Below are 14877 nucleotides of genomic sequence, written 5' to 3'. Positions count from 1 at the left end.
TACCGGCAGTTTAGAAAATGTAGTATGTAATTCGAGTAAAATGTTTACTGGTTGGGATTTAATGCTCATAAAATGACGTTTGAAAGATTAGCGTTATTCAATTTTATGTTGTTGATACGTTCTTCTATGTCTAATGAATGGAGCGTAAGAAAAAAAGCCTTGAAATAGTTGCCTGTAATAGCGACTACCGTTCCATCCATACCGGTATCCCCATCAACCAGGATGGCGATGTATTGATCCAATGCAGCTTCTAAATCATGCAATTCAATACCCGACTGAAAACTCGATAATTCATAAAGGTCACTTTCCAGTTCAGTGATCAATGCTGGTGTTAAGTCCCCCACCCCATTTCTTCGCAGCGCATCACGGATATTAAAAGCTGCAATGGTATTGGTTCTGAACAAAGCGCAAAACGTCATAAAATCGGCCCGCTGGCTCCCTGTCCAGCGGTCAGCAGCATGACTGCTGATGACGTTGGATAGCTCATACTCGAAAAGCCCAATAAAGCCATCCGAAGTACCACACGCCATAATTTGGTCTAAAATGTCTAGTAGATTCTCCATAACTGAATATTTAAAGTGAATAGAAACAGTTCTGAACGGGCAGTACAATTCCCTTCCAGTCGATTAGAGCTGAAAAAACCTTTTATCAGGTATATGTTTTATGAAAAGCGGATGCGAAGATTAGGCACAAAAAAAGCGCGGTACCCACCCTTCGCTTTTGAGGCCCTGAGAAGCCCATACCACGAAAAAGTGGGCCCGCGCACGAACGCGAGCCATCCACTTCATCGTCTCGTGGCATTGAAGATTCTCAGGTTTCAAAAGCGAGACTTAAAAAGCGAATTGCTTACAATATCTTGTATTGAAGAATCGCAAAAGTATATTCTAAATGCTAAAATAATAAATAAATTCAATTTTGTCAAATTTGACAATTTTATTTTTGACCGGTTACGGACCTTGAGCACGTGAAAACTAAGAATCAGGCATATATAACGGCTTTCGGTCAAAACTTCAAAAAACTTCTGGAGTCTAAGAAAAAGACCCCAGAAGAGGTTGCTGCCCATGGCAATATTGAAACCAAACAGGTTTATCGCGTAATTAATGGGGAACATGCAGCTACGCTATCGGTAATTTATGCCCTGGCAAAAGGGCTTGATGTGCATCCCAAGGAACTATTCGATTTTGGCTTCACGGGATAACATACTTTACGGATCTACTTCTCGGTGTTACTTTCCTGCTGAAATAGCTTCCAGACTTCATCTCTCAAGAAGAAAACACGCGATCTAATTTTATAGCGCTTTAACTTACCAATCTTTATCCAATCATACAACGTTTGCCGGGTTATCTGAAATAAGTCGCATACTTCCGTGATCTTATAGACAGGCTTGTGAAGTAAACTACTGGCTTCATTAACAATCTTCGTAGGACAGTCCTTTCCTGCAAATAATTCTTCCCGGATTATTACTCTTACTTGTTGCCAGAATTGGTCAGAGCCAAAAGGAAACGACGAGGGGGGCATAGCATTTTCATTGTTCACATTTTCATTCATACACTTGCTTTTTAATGTTTTTTATATTCGGTTAACAGTTCAAAAATAATTAAGCACACAACAATAACCTTGACCTAGGCGAATTTTGCCATAGGTTAAACCGCTTCCCGACTTAGGAGGAGAAGCTTCAAAAATCCCGGTTGTGATACAACCGTACATCTTGCGGGTTCCAGCGAAGCGTGGAATTATTATCCGAAACTAATTAAACCTTAACTAACAACTTTTACCCCTTTAAAGGAGTAAAATCAGCGCCAAACTTCGGAGGGAAAACGCCCAAAAATGCAGCTTGTACCCAACCTGTTCTCTTGCAAATTTTGCCAAGCAGAAAACAACCAAAAAAACTAGACCCTTTTTAGGTCCACAGTTGACTACATGGACAACCTTTCCCACCTTAGCTGGTAAAGCAATCAAAACTTCTAATCGGGGCGGACACCTTTCTCCTTCAGCTGGGCTGCTATCCGTAATTCTACCAGACCAATACATTCTGTAATTATGAAGTATTGGCACTCGCATAATCTAACCAAGTTGAATCTAACGTCCAAAATCGATCCGCAAATATTTCGAATATTGGAATTGGATTATCCGGAATTGGAAAAATCGTTTGGGCAAAAGTATGGGGAGTCATTACTAACATCGTAATTTCAACTAGAAAATGATAGCAATTGTAGATTGCAATAGCTTTTACGCCTCCTGTGAAAGGCTTTTCACCAAGCACATATACTTATTACAAAATAAGTATATATACTGAATCTCGCAACTTCTTTGTATAAAATAAATTATCTAAACAATTCAATAACTTAAATTTGTTAGCTATCCTTATTAATATTACATTTACGATGTCTCTATTTACGTGATTGTTAATCATATCTATAGATAAGCTATCCATAATCCCAACAAACTACCTTAAAACCCCTAAAATGAAAAGAAAACACCTATTTGCGCTTGTAGGCATTTCCATATTATTTGCCTGTAAAAAGTATAATGAAAATTCCAAACATCAAAAATCTGAGGATTTCATTTCGGAAGCTCAACATTACATTGATAATATCCCGTTGGTATCCAATTCCAAAATACCATTAAAGACAGCGTTATGGGACCAGGCTATTATTCAGAATACAGAACTTTTCGGGGATATTATTATAGTCCCACTTTCCTATACCCAGCCATTGTATACAAGGTTAGATGACTATCACATCCATGTTCCCATGGAAAACTTAACATTTCTGCTTGCATACAAAGATTCTAAAAAACAAATTCATGCAGAGGTAATTACAAAAATCCCAGATAGTACATATTTAAACAAGAAATATACTGAAAAAGAATTTTCAGGTACGATAACTGCCGAAGCTTGGAATGGTGATTATTTACGAGGTTATAAGATTCAGAAAAATAATTGGCTTAGAGCTAATAGATCCATTTCATATAATTCAGCTTTACACACAGAAACAGCATCACCTATTCAATGTTCAAACATTGATGTGTATGATTGTGTTTCAACTAATGACGGCCCATGGAACTGTAACTATATATACACAATACAGTCATGTACTGGAGATGGTACAACCGGATCAGGTGGCGGTGGCGGTGGTGGTGGTGCTGCTTCGGGACCAGATAGAGACACCACTTTCATATACATTAATAGTAAAGTACCGCCGCAAGTATCCGACCTTTGTTTTTCTTCATTTGGTTTTACACAAGTAATCCCAGTGGATGCAGACGGTGGCGGCTGGCAATCCTGCGGCGTAACCGGTCTACAATTGAAAATCATACCAACTAACGGCACACCAAGGTGGATAGCAGCAACCGCACCGGGCGTTCCAGTTTATTTTGGACTCCCGATTCTAAATGCAATAAGAGGGCGCATAAGTAGTATACAAGCGGCTAAAATTGCAGCCGACGCAGAAAGAACGGCAATGGCAGCAGCATTCAGAAGATGGAAAAGCAATCCAGGGTTGTCAAATGTAGATTTGAGCGCGTATTATCTTGAACAAATGGATCTATACATGCGAAAATGGGGAGGGCGTGTAACCACTATTCCACCTATGAATCTCACTGCTCCAGTATACCCAGCGTCTTACGATTGTCCAGATGGATTACTATAGTTTACAACCTCCATATTAGATGAAAATTATAAAACCATTTTCAGATTATGTTTATCTTTACAGAAAGATTTGCATTTCATTTTTTCTTATAACAATAGTAGCAAATAAATCTATGGCACAAGTCAGGATAACTGAATGGGGCGTAAATGATATTAAATTAGGAATGAATATTCTGGATGCACCGAATATAATACCCTTTAGTTCGTTCAAGGATAAGAGCTTATTTGTTACATGCCCTAATGACAGCTTTTTTTATGCCCTAAAATTACCGTCCTATTCATTAAGTTCATCAGTCACAATACCCATTATTATTGTTTCAACAAATGAAAATAAAATTATCAATAATATATTTCTTTTTGTTGATGACAAAGAATATGCGATTGAAGAAATCCTAAACACTCAATTTGGACTTCCCGGTGTAAAAAACTATAGCGATATTAACGAACCCAGAAAAGTGGATCTGCTAATGTGGGATGCAAACGATGAAAACACTCTTTTCTTAACACGAACAAGAATACCAACAGTAGATCCAACTTTAAAATTCATTGTCACACTAATACATATTTACAAGACTAAATCTGTACACGATTTTGAAGACTATTCCATTGAGATACGAACGCCTCATCATGATCTCATGTTATAATTATAGTATTTAAAAATAACACCCGGATTAATCCGGGTGTTATTTTTAAATACTATAATTGCTTAATACTTTCTTCGCTCGCTCCCAAAAGACCGCCGTAAGGAAAGCCCGTTGGTCCCTCCATTGATCTTTCGAGTGATTCCAACAAAATTACTTTTATCCGCCAGTTCATTCAATCTTTTGCTGTTCTAATACCAACCAGCACTGAGACATACACCCTTCCTGAAACATTTTTCTCCCTTATGGTTGTAAACTCTGGCGGTAAAGCATAGATAATCGCATTAAGTAACTGCCGTTGCTCAATTCCTATTATATTAAATTTATACGGAGGGAATATTGCGCCAAGTGCCTTTTGCAGAATATTCATAGACAATATTTGTGATAACAAATTAAGACAGGGTACACCACTTATCTGTATTGTGATCTTCTGATCACGACTATTAACTGTCTCAATATAACAAAAAAGTGCCTTATGACCAGATGTTTGTCTGATGCAGTCCGGCAATATTCTACCGTTGCAAAAAAACATCTGAACATAAGACACAAGCCCGCGGCAGCGACACTAGGTTAAACAATCCGCTGCAATTCTACTCCAGGAGCAGCCAACCGATCACGTAACGCCCGCATATTATTGCTAACCTTCTGCTGCGTGATCTTCGCGTATATTTGCGTTGTACGGATACATTTATGCCCTAACATCTGGCTCACTGTTTCAATCGGCACATCATTTTCCAGCGTCACCGTGGTAGCAAAAGTATGCCGCGCGGTATGTGTCGTTAAATGCTTTTTAATATCGCATAGCGTGGCTATTTCCTGTAGATAGGCATTATACCGTTGGTTGCTATTAACCGGCAATAGACGGCGGTATAACAGGCAATACGGGGATTCCTTGTACCTGTTTACTATCTCCAACGGAATAGGCAGCAGCGGTACCCGTTCCGCTGTTTGGGTTTTCTCTCTATCCTTCACGATCCATTTTTCACCATCGATGCCAATCACAAGGTTATCTGGTGTAAGATGCAGTACATCTGTGTAGGCATAGCCGGTAAAGCAGCAGAATAGATAAATATCGCGCACCTCTGCCAATCGTGGGATCAGCTCTTTATTATATAGGGACATAATTTCGTCCATGGTAAGCCGCTCTCGCTGCGGATCTTCATAGGTACATTTAAACCCTGCCAACGGACTAACGACCAACCAGCCTTGATCTACGGCCAATTTGAGCATCTGTTTTAAAATCTTCACATACTTCATAGCAGTGTTTGCGCCTATTCCCTGCACGGTAGTGAGGAAATGTTCAAAATCCGGGGCAAAAGAAAAACGAATATCAGAAATCGGTCTATCTGATGCATGGTACTGGGCTTTCAGGAAGGCGATCACCTTTTCTTTAGTAATCTCAAAGCGCTTCAGTGTGCGCCCGGACTTCTTCCCGGCTTTTACTTTCTCCGCAAACCGGCGGTTATGGAAGTCAATCACTTCGCATAAAGTCCGGGAGTGTTCCGTAATTCCGGCGAAAGAATTTTTAACAGCAGCAGCGGTTACCGGTTTACCAGATGCAACTAATAGGCTGTAATGTTTGTGTAGATTGGCTTTCAGGGTGAGTAACTGTCGGTTGATCGCCTGTGCTTCTTCGGAATTTCCTTTAACACATTGGGCGGAGGCATTCCATAACGCCGGGGTTACATACTGATACGTGGAAAGTTCTGCACGTTTGCCGCCTACACTGACGCGAAGATAGATAGCGGGCTTATTGTTTTTAGTACGGCTCTTGTTGAGCCAGAAAAGAACAGAAAAACTGGTCATACACCATTTGTTTTTAGTTAACCAAAATTGTTTCAATTGCACTTATCCTGACATCACTTAACATTGGTCAAACGCAATACAGTATAGCATTTAAGGCCAGTGACGGTTAGCACAATTTAATGATTCTGTTGCTAACCTCAACGCTCACTTTTCTATCGTTACTTATCTTTTCACACAATTACCACCAAAAACAAAAAAACCTTGTAGAATCAGCTTCTACAAGGTTTTAATTACGTAAGAGTATTTCTTTTTACTCTCTTTCGTGATCCCCTTGGGACTCGAACCCAAGACCCATACATTAAAAGTGTATTGCTCTACCAACTGAGCTAGGGAATCTTATCACCCCGTTTGTTTAACGGAGTGCAAAGATAGTAATTATTCAATTCCTACCAAATTTTGTTGAAATTATTTTTCTCACTTCCCCGTAAACACCACCTTGTAGCGGATTACAGCGTCATCTTTTTCTGATGGATTAAATACGCGCAACTGGTAATACTTGCCAGCGACCCAGTCATTTACACTGTTATCATAAAACGGGCTACCGGGATTTCCACTTTGTCCGCCGGGATAGATGCCGAGTGCTTCTGTTTTATCAGAGAGCTGTACAATCATGCGCCAGGAAGGGCCGTGGGTTTGCTTGGTAGCGTTTACGATATGTTGTCCGCCGCCGGTGTTCAGGTGTTGTGCGCTGAAGGCAGGGATACCGCGGGAGAGGTGGTTGATATCGGTGCCACGGGCTTTGCCGAGTTCCAGTTTGCCGGCTTTGTTCAGTTCTGCCATGTCTTTGACGGTGGCGATAAAAGCGCCGTGCATCAACTGCGACAACGTTTCTTTTTGCGGTGTGTTGATGTTATCGATGAAATGGAAAGTGGTATCACGTAATAGCAATTGCAGCGTGGTGATGGCTTGCGGGTATGCAAGAATAGTGGTGTCTTTAGGCTTCAACTCATCCTGCCAGATGGTATCTTCCAGGCGGCTCCAGAAGTTGTTGAAGATGGTAGCTGCTTTGCTGTCGGGTGTGGCCATGCAATCCCAGGAAGAGAGCAGTTGCCAGTAAGGCTGCTCTGCGGCGGTGAAAGAGCTGCTGTCGATGTGTTGCCGGATCATGGGTAAGGCGGCGGCGGCAAAAAGATTTTTATCATCATTTTGCAGGTGCTGCATATCCAGGGTGGTGATGGCATTCATGGCGGCGAGCCGTTCGTTGATGCGTGCGCCGCGGTATAGGTCGTACTCTCCGTACAATGCGTATGGATAGGTGCTATCGGTGGCGCGTTGATTGGCGGAGCTCACGAAGCCACGGGCGGGATTTTTTATATGCGGCAATTCTTCATGTGGAATAAATCCTTGCCAGGCGTAGCTGCTGTCGGTGCCGGGCATGATCCATTTACCCTGATCTTTAAAGCGCAGTGGATATTGACCGTTGTGCCAGATAGCGATATCGCCGGCTTTATCGGCAAATACGAAGTTCTGGGCGGGACAGGTAAAAGTAGTGATGGCAGCTACGTAATCGTCGTAATTACGGGCTTTATTGAGCTTATTGAAGGTAGCCAGTTCATTGGAGGGGTCCAGGGCCTTCCAGCGCATGGCGAGGAAGGTTTGACCGGAAGTTTTGTCGGGGAAAGTGTTGTCGAAGATAACGGGACCGAATACAGTATAGGCCACGGTGTCGTGTATGGTGGCGCCGCCGCGAACTTTGATATCTTCTATGCGCAAGTCAGCTTTGCGATAGCTGCCGTTGTAGAGATATTCGCTGACGCCGTTGCGGAACTGCATGCGGTAAAAGTCTTTCACATCCTCTTCGCCGTTGGTAACGCCCCAGGCAATATGATCGTTGAAGCCAATGATGACGCCGGGAGCGCCGGGTAATGACGCGCCGTATACGTTCATATTGGGTGTATGTATTTGTACTTCGTACCAGAGTGAGGGCAATGATAATCCCAGGTGGGGATCGCTGCAGAGGATGGGCGCACCGGAGCGGGTTTTGCTGCCTGCTACGGCCCAGTTGTTACTGCCATTGGCCGGATCTGGCTTATCCATTTTGAATTTCATGAAGGCGGCATCGGCGGCCAGTATGCTGTCGGGTGGTGCAATGGCTTTAGCAGAGGCTTTGGCAAATGCGGTGCCTTTGGGAATAATGGGGTCGGTGGCATCATGAAAATCCGGGTAGAGGAGGTTGAAATCCTCCATGGAAAAGAGGCGGCGGGCATTGGTGAATTCGAGATCATCACAGAAGCCTGACAGGTCATGTGCCATGTATTTCAGCAGCAGGGCGGATTTGATCACATCCCACTGTTCCGGTTTATAGTCCAGGATTTTATATTCTACGGGATAGGTAGCCGGCGTAAGTGTGGCGATGTAGGCGTTGATACCGGCAGCATAGCTGGTGATAGCGGTTTTGGTGTCCGGGTCGGCCATCATCTTTTTCACAGCGCCTTCTGCAGCGTATACCATGCCAAGGCGACGTTGCTTACGATCATACTGGATCAGCTTAGGACCGAGTATTTCGGATAATCGGCCGGCAGCCGCCATGGTTTGTAGTTCCATCTGCCAGAGACGATCACGGGCAGTCACATATCCTTGTACATAGTAAGCATCGGCTTCATTTTCCGCGAATATATGCGGCACCATGCGGTCATCGTACCATACTTCTGTTTTCCCGGTGAGCCCCGGTAATACCAGTTGTTCACGGGGAAAATCACCAATAGGTTCAGCATTTTGCCAGAAGCCTGTCTGCGGACTTAACAATTTGCCCAGTGGTGGTATTTGTCCCAGTTTATGACTGAAAGCGTAAGTAAGCGATAAGGTAACAGCGGCGGTGACGATAGCGGGAATGAGTCTCATATTACAAATCGGATGTAATATGTAAAATACATCAAATTTGATTCATAACCGCCTATGCCGTTAATACTTTTATCAGCTCATTTACTTCGACGGCAGTATTGAAACTATGCAGCACAATCCGCAGTCGTTCGGCGCCCTTAGGCACCGTAGGATGCAGGATAGGACGCACATCCAGCCCTGCCTGCTGCAGCGTGGCAGCGATCTGCCGGGTGCGTTCATTACCACGGATCAGTACCGCCTGTATCGGTGTGGTGCTGGGTAACAACTCCCTATCCGGCAGGCCTGTTTGAAACTGATGAATCAGTTGTTGTAATTGCGCCCTTTCCGCCTGCATATACGGGAAAGCTGCATAACCGGCTTCTATGGCTGCTAACGCGGCTGGAGGCAATGCGGTGGTATAGATAAAGGATCGGGAGAAGTTGATCAGGTAATCGCGCAGGAGCTGCGAACCCAGCACCACGGCACCATGACAACCAACTGCCTTTCCGAAAGTATGGATGCGGGCAAAGCAGGCATCAGTGAGTTGGAGTTGCTGCACCAGCCCTTCTCCCCTGTTGCCGATAACGCCCGTGGCATGGGCTTCATCCACGATCAGGTGGGCGCCGTATTGACCGCAAAGGACCGCCATGGCGGTGAGCGGTGCCATATCCCCATCCATGGAATACACGGATTCTACGGCCACAAAGATATTCCCCGTTGCGTTTTTTATTTTTTTCTCCAGGTCTGCGAGATCATTATGCAAAAAAGAAAACGACTGTGCCGCCGATAACCGCACCCCATCGCGGATAGAGGCATGTATCAACTGATCATAAATAATCGTATCGCCTTTCCTGCCTACACACGAAAACACGCCGAGATTGGCGTCGTAGCCGGAGTTATACAGCAGTCCTGCCGGCGCCTGGTGAAAAGCAGCCAGGTCTTTTTCTACAGACATCGCCCACTCATAATTCCCTGCCAGCAAACGCGAGCCGGTGCTGCCATGCGCCGGATGCCGTTCTTCAATTAACCGGTGGATATCGGCGCGCACAGCGGCATTTTGGGTCAGGCCCAGGTAATCGTTGGAACAAAAATCCACTTTGCCTGCAGGCAGGCGCAACTCGCGAAACGATTGCTGCGCGCGGCGTTCATCCAACAGCGGTATTAAAAAAGAAGCATCATCCTTACGCATAGATCTGTTTTTAGCCATGCACAATTTAAACTTTGCCGTTATCTTCGCAAAAAAGCGACCCGCTAACAGCTATTTCAAATGAGCAAAGTATCTATACTCGGACTAAAATTACCAACAGACCCACGATGGGTAAACCTGGCGGCTATTTCACTACAGGACATTCTTACAGACCATGCCTATTGTGAACAAAAAGCTGCCTCTTCTGCCATTTCCCTGATCCAGCGCAACCCGGAAAGAACCCGTATGGTAGAAGAACTGGCACCCATTGTTACGGAAGAATGGGGCCATTTCCGGCAGGTACTGGCAGAAATGAAGAAACGTGGCTTGTCGCTGGGCCGCCAACGGAAAGATGACTACGTAAATGCCCTGATGGAACGTCGCGTAAAAGGAGGCCATGCTGACGACAGCTTCCTCGACGCCCTGCTAATATTTGCACTCATCGAAGCCCGCAGCTGTGAACGCTTTCGTTTGTTGAGTGAAGGTTTGGAAGATGAATACATGCGGGAGTTCTACCGTAAATTCATGATCTCGGAAGCGGGGCACTACCGCCTCTTTATCGATCTTGCCAACGAATATTTCCCCGAAGAAAAAGTAAGAAACCGCTGGCAGGAGTGGTTGAAAATGGAAGCGGATATCCTCGAAAATATTGAAGTACGCGGAGATAGAATGCACTGAAACAGCTTTTAGCTTTTAGCAAATGCAGCGAACATCAACATATGATAATCTCCGCTGCATTTGCTAAAAGCTAAAAGCTAACTGCTAAAAGCTCAAAAATTAAATCCCATATTGACATAGAACTTCAACCTTCCCGGCTGATCACTGTACATCACGGTTGCCTCAACAGGCCCTAAGCGGCTGCTATAGCCAGCTCCCAACCCATAACCGGTCAGGTATTTATAACGGTTGCCTCCTGTAAATTCGCCATCATATACCGCGGTACCTACTCGTGGGATCGCATATAAATTGCGGATAAATTCATATTGCCACGCCACCTGCACTGCCGCTATTTTCGGCGTAATTACTTCTCCTTCATATAATCCAACAAAAGGCACCTGGTTACGCATCACATTATTCATACCTCCCACCACGTAGCCATTTACAACAGATTCTTTATAATGCAGGTTATAGCCGATGTTACCATCCAGTTCCAGGGCCGACTTGCGCCCCGTCGGAATATAATATTTCATATTCAGCACAAACCGCTGGTAGTCATCGAAGCGAACACCTAAGCTGTCCAGGTCCATCTCATGACCGCCAGAGCTGACTTTAATACCGGAATGTTGATTATAAACATACCCCGCCTCAAAATCCAGCTGCAAACCTTTCGTAGGATAAATTCTCTGGTTCAGGGAATTTATGCCAAACGAGATATAGGTATTCAACTGGTTGGTACTACCACGTACATCGGTGAAGTTGGAAAACTGCGGTTTAAACTTGATGTACTCCCAACGGGTACCCGCGCCAACAGACATATCCCGGCTGATCATATACTGCAGATCCATATTCGCATTGGCATATTTGCTGCGATAAGGCTGTAGCCGGGCAAACTCGTCGTCATAGAAGGTAAGACCATTATTCTCGTAATAGGTGCTCATTCCAAATCCAAAATCGCGGCTACGTCCCAGGTATTTGAAGTATTGGGCTTCCAGCCGCGGATTTTCACTGATGGCTACTCTTACAAAAGAGCGGGAGTTGGGTATAATGAAATTTCGTTGTGTCAGGTTCACGATGGCATTGGCGCCGGTCAATGTATTATAGTTCAACGCTACCTTCACATAGGTAAGCGGGTTCTCTTCCACTGTAATATCCATGCGGCTTTTACCATATCCTTCCGGCACCAGGTTGTAGGTGATCAGTTTATAAAAACGGGTACCGTATACATTCAAAATAGCATTTCTCAGTTGAGCAGAAGTATAACAGCCATTGGGCTTGAGGTGCAGCCGTTGCAGGAAAAATTTCTGGTCGGAGTGTACCAAACCGCTTACATGGATGCTGCTTATTTCTATATCTGCCGGGAAAGGTAAACGCTCGGCCACAAAGGGTTCCTGTGGATACAGGGCATTAAGTGAATCGGCCAGGTGCTTAAATACGGGGTATAATTCCCGCCCTTTTCGCTGGCCGGCTTCAATGATAGAGTCTACACTCCCGAAACTGGCGGCGGAATAATTTTCCAGTTCTTTATTAACCGGAACATAAATATCACATTTGGTGATGGCTTTTTTGAAATCGTCTGCATCCTTATAAAATCCAAGCTGGTAAAGGATATCAAAAGGAGTGAGTAATTGATCTTCTTTGCGCAAACCACCGCTTACATTGGAACCTATCACAATATCGGCGCCCATATCTTTGGCGGTGATCACTGGGAAGTTACGCACCACGCCGCCATCTACCAGTTTGCGGTTACCGATTTTAACGGCAGTGAATATCGACGGAATGGCCATGCTGGCACGGAGACTCGTTACAATCTCCCCGCTGTCGAGTGTTACAATCTCGCCGGTGGCTACATCGGTGGCTATACATTTAAAAGGGATGCTGAAGTCTTCGAATTTCTTGACATCTTTTACCGGCCAGCAAAGTTTCGCTAACTCTAACCACAACGCCTCTCCGGAGATAACGCCGGAGGCCAGTTTGGGCTTACCATATTCAAAAGGAATTTCAATGATATACCGGGCGTATTCTCTTTTTTCTTCGTAGGAAATATCATTGAGTACGGGCTGGTTGGTAAATAAACTATTCCAGTTCAGTTTGCGGGCGGCGGCTTCAATTTGTTTACCGGAATATCCCATCGCGTACAGGCCGCCAATAATGCTGCCCATGCTGGTGCCCGTGAGGAGGTCTACCTTAAGACCGGCGCTATCGATGGCTTCAAGGATACCAATATGCGCCAGGCCGCGGGCGCCACCGCCACTAAGCGTTACGCCTACTTTCGGTCTGTTACTGATTGTTTGCTGAGCCTCCACGGTATAGTGGGAAAGGATAGTAGCTAACAGACATAAACATATTACCTTGCTGATGTAAACGGATAATCCCTGCTTCATGGTAAATAATTGGCCCGTAATTAAAGATAAGGCATTATCGACATTAAAGATGGGGCAACACCATAGTTTTTTCCCCTAACATTTGCTCCCGAGATAAATATTCATTATCTTATTCCCCTTTAATACGAAAGACATCTCTAACAGTCTATCATCCAAAAAACTGATAACAAAAAAGTAAGACTAAAAGCTAATAGCTAAAGGCTAACAGCTACAATTAACACGTATGAAAAACTCGCTCCCCACGCAAAACATCTGGCAGGTGATCATGGCCTCCTCAGCAGGCACCCTCATTGAATGGTACGATTTCTACATCTTCGGCAGCTTATCGGCTATCATTGCCGAAAAGTTCTTTCCTCCCAGCAATCCACAACTGGCGTATATCGCCACGCTGGCTACTTTTGCGGTGGGATTTATTGTACGCCCTTTTGGGGCCATCGTATTTGGACGCCTGGGAGACATGGTAGGCCGTAAATACACGTTCCTGCTCACTCTCCTCATCATGGGCGGATCTACCTTCGCTATTGGCCTTATTCCCAGCTACCACACCATCGGGGTATTGGCGCCTATACTGGTGCTCCTGCTCCGCCTCGCGCAAGGACTGGCACTCGGTGGTGAATACGGCGGTGCGGCCACCTATGTGGCAGAGCACTCTCCCGACAACAAGCGGGGTTACTATACCAGCTTCATTCAAACCACGGCTACCCTAGGACTTTTTGTATCACTGGGCGTCATCCTGGTAACCCGTATGCTCATGTCGCCGGACGATTTCAATAACTACGGCTGGCGTATTCCTTTCCTGTTATCAGTATTACTGGTGATCATGTCGTATTATATACGGATACGCCTGCACGAATCTCCTTTGTTTGCGCAAATGAAAAAGGAAGGTAAAACCTCCAGCAATCCCATCAAGGAGAGCTTTGCCAACAAAGAAAACCTGAAACTGGTGGCCATCGCCTTATTCGGCGCCGCCATGGGCCAGGGCGTTGTTTGGTACACCGGTCAGTTCTATGCGTTGTCCTTCTTACAAAAAACAATGAACATTGAATTTGTACAATCCAATGTCATCATTGCCATCGCATTACTGTTGGGCACACCGTTTTTCATTTACTTCGGATCCCTGTCCGACCGTATCGGGCGCAAGAAAATCATGCTCACCGGCATGCTGGTAGCGGCATTGGCTTACTATCCCATTTACTGGGCTATGGACAACATCGGTAACGTAAAACTAAAAACGGAACAAACCGAACTGTTTAAAATTGAAAGCAATACCGCCAAAAATGACGCCGGCGAATTGATCACTAAAACCACCCGCGTTCACAGCTACTCTGATGGCAGCACCCTGAAAGAAACCGGCGATAAAAAAGAATTGACGGTGAGTAATTTCAATGTGGCCTGCCTGGTATTGCTCATCTTCATACAGGTTATTTTTGTGACCATGGTATACGCGCCTATCGCGGCATTCCTGGTAGAACTATTTCCCACCCGCATCCGGTACACCTCTATGTCGCTGCCTTACCATATCGGAAATGGCGTATTCGGGGGCTTATTACCTACGATCTCCACCATTTTGGTGACCAATACCAACAATCACCTGGCAGGATTGATTTATCCGATTGGTATTGCGGTCATTTGCTTTGTTGTAGGGATGATTTGTCTGAAAGATAAAAGAGGGGTGCCACTGGGAGAAGCATAAAGCAGAAAGCATAAAGCAAAAAGCTATTGTAGCGGATGATC

Annotated in this window: 12 protein-coding genes and 1 tRNA gene; 5 read left to right on the top strand and 8 right to left on the bottom strand. The window is 44.7% G+C overall.

What is annotated here, in order from left to right:
- Positions 1 to 65: 65 nt before the first annotated feature.
- Entirely contained in the window at positions 66 to 563 is a 498-nt protein-coding gene (locus tag J7623_RS07170; protein WP_291919020.1) for a hypothetical protein, read from the bottom strand.
- 401 nt (positions 564 to 964) lie between these two features.
- Between J7623_RS07170 and J7623_RS07165 the strand changes: the two genes are divergently transcribed.
- Complete coding sequence (locus J7623_RS07165; RefSeq protein WP_291919016.1) at positions 965 to 1198, top strand: helix-turn-helix transcriptional regulator; 234 nt, start codon at positions 965 to 967, stop codon at positions 1196 to 1198.
- A 14-nt stretch (positions 1199 to 1212) separates the two neighbouring features.
- Here J7623_RS07165 and J7623_RS07160 read toward each other — a convergent pair whose 3' ends face one another.
- Entirely contained in the window at positions 1213 to 1548 is a 336-nt protein-coding gene (locus J7623_RS07160) for a helix-turn-helix domain-containing protein (protein ID WP_291919015.1), read from the bottom strand.
- A 917-nt stretch (positions 1549 to 2465) separates the two neighbouring features.
- Here J7623_RS07160 and J7623_RS07155 point away from each other — a divergent pair.
- On the top strand, positions 2466 to 3650 hold the full coding sequence (locus J7623_RS07155; protein WP_291919013.1) for a hypothetical protein: 1185 nt from the start codon (positions 2466 to 2468) through the stop codon (positions 3648 to 3650).
- Positions 3651 to 3669: 19 nt separating this feature from the next.
- Positions 3670 to 4293, top strand: a complete 624-nt coding sequence (locus tag J7623_RS07150) for a hypothetical protein (RefSeq protein ID WP_291919011.1) — start codon at positions 3670 to 3672, stop codon at positions 4291 to 4293.
- 172 nt (positions 4294 to 4465) lie between these two features.
- Here J7623_RS07150 and J7623_RS07145 read toward each other — a convergent pair whose 3' ends face one another.
- From J7623_RS07145 to J7623_RS07125, 5 genes are all read right to left on the bottom strand, one after another.
- Entirely contained in the window at positions 4466 to 4660 is a 195-nt protein-coding gene (locus J7623_RS07145; protein ID WP_291919008.1) for a hypothetical protein, read from the bottom strand.
- Positions 4661 to 4860: 200 nt separating this feature from the next.
- The gene (locus tag J7623_RS07140) at positions 4861 to 6096 is read right to left on the bottom strand and encodes a site-specific integrase (RefSeq protein ID WP_291919006.1); all 1236 of its coding nucleotides are present in this window, start codon (positions 6094 to 6096) and stop codon (positions 4861 to 4863) included.
- Positions 6097 to 6359: 263 nt separating this feature from the next.
- Positions 6360 to 6432: transfer RNA gene (locus tag J7623_RS07135), tRNA-Lys, on the bottom strand.
- Positions 6433 to 6510: 78 nt separating this feature from the next.
- Positions 6511 to 8937, bottom strand: a complete 2427-nt coding sequence (locus tag J7623_RS07130) for a penicillin acylase family protein (RefSeq protein WP_291919004.1) — start codon at positions 8935 to 8937, stop codon at positions 6511 to 6513.
- 52 nt (positions 8938 to 8989) lie between these two features.
- The gene (locus J7623_RS07125; RefSeq protein WP_291919002.1) at positions 8990 to 10105 is read right to left on the bottom strand and encodes a pyridoxal phosphate-dependent aminotransferase family protein; all 1116 of its coding nucleotides are present in this window, start codon (positions 10103 to 10105) and stop codon (positions 8990 to 8992) included.
- Positions 10106 to 10183: 78 nt separating this feature from the next.
- Here J7623_RS07125 and J7623_RS07120 point away from each other — a divergent pair, with 78 nt between their 5' ends.
- Positions 10184 to 10780: a tRNA-(ms[2]io[6]A)-hydroxylase gene (locus tag J7623_RS07120; RefSeq protein WP_291919000.1), complete on the top strand. Its 597-nt coding sequence runs from the start codon at positions 10184 to 10186 to the stop codon at positions 10778 to 10780.
- 92 nt (positions 10781 to 10872) lie between these two features.
- Here the strand turns inward: J7623_RS07120 and J7623_RS07115 are convergent, their stop codons facing one another.
- Positions 10873 to 13143, bottom strand: coding sequence for a patatin-like phospholipase family protein (locus J7623_RS07115; protein WP_291918998.1), 2271 nt, complete (start codon positions 13141 to 13143; stop codon positions 10873 to 10875).
- 223 nt (positions 13144 to 13366) lie between these two features.
- Here J7623_RS07115 and J7623_RS07110 point away from each other — a divergent pair, with 223 nt between their 5' ends.
- Positions 13367 to 14836, top strand: a complete 1470-nt coding sequence (locus tag J7623_RS07110; protein ID WP_291918996.1) for an MFS transporter — start codon at positions 13367 to 13369, stop codon at positions 14834 to 14836.
- The last annotated feature ends 41 nt before the right edge of the window (positions 14837 to 14877 follow it).

This window comes from Chitinophaga sp. (assembly GCF_017745275.1).
Classification (GTDB): Bacteria; Bacteroidota; Bacteroidia; order Chitinophagales; family Chitinophagaceae; genus Chitinophaga.
The sequence above is the reverse complement of the archived record's forward strand: the minus strand, read 5'-3'. Positions and strand labels throughout refer to the sequence as shown.

Bases quoted from the DNA above. Each gene is read 5' to 3' on its own strand.
- J7623_RS07120 (WP_291919000.1), top strand. From the start codon at position 10,184: ATGAGCAAAGTATCTATACTCGGACTAAAATTACCAACAGACCCACGA.
- J7623_RS07150 (WP_291919011.1), top strand. From the start codon at position 3,670: ATGAAAATTATAAAACCATTTTCAGATTATGTTTATCTTTACAGAAAG.
- J7623_RS07160 (WP_291919015.1), bottom strand. From the start codon at position 1,548: ATGAATGAAAATGTGAACAATGAAAATGCTATGCCCCCCTCGTCGTTT.
- J7623_RS07130 (WP_291919004.1), bottom strand. From the start codon at position 8,937: ATGAGACTCATTCCCGCTATCGTCACCGCCGCTGTTACCTTATCGCTT.
- J7623_RS07170 (WP_291919020.1), bottom strand. From the start codon at position 563: ATGGAGAATCTACTAGACATTTTAGACCAAATTATGGCGTGTGGTACT.
- J7623_RS07125 (WP_291919002.1), bottom strand. From the start codon at position 10,105: ATGCGTAAGGATGATGCTTCTTTTTTAATACCGCTGTTGGATGAACGC.
- J7623_RS07145 (WP_291919008.1), bottom strand. From the start codon at position 4,660: ATGAATATTCTGCAAAAGGCACTTGGCGCAATATTCCCTCCGTATAAA.
- J7623_RS07155 (WP_291919013.1), top strand. From the start codon at position 2,466: ATGAAAAGAAAACACCTATTTGCGCTTGTAGGCATTTCCATATTATTT.
- J7623_RS07110 (WP_291918996.1), top strand. From the start codon at position 13,367: ATGAAAAACTCGCTCCCCACGCAAAACATCTGGCAGGTGATCATGGCC.
- J7623_RS07140 (WP_291919006.1), bottom strand. From the start codon at position 6,096: ATGACCAGTTTTTCTGTTCTTTTCTGGCTCAACAAGAGCCGTACTAAA.
- J7623_RS07115 (WP_291918998.1), bottom strand. From the start codon at position 13,143: ATGAAGCAGGGATTATCCGTTTACATCAGCAAGGTAATATGTTTATGT.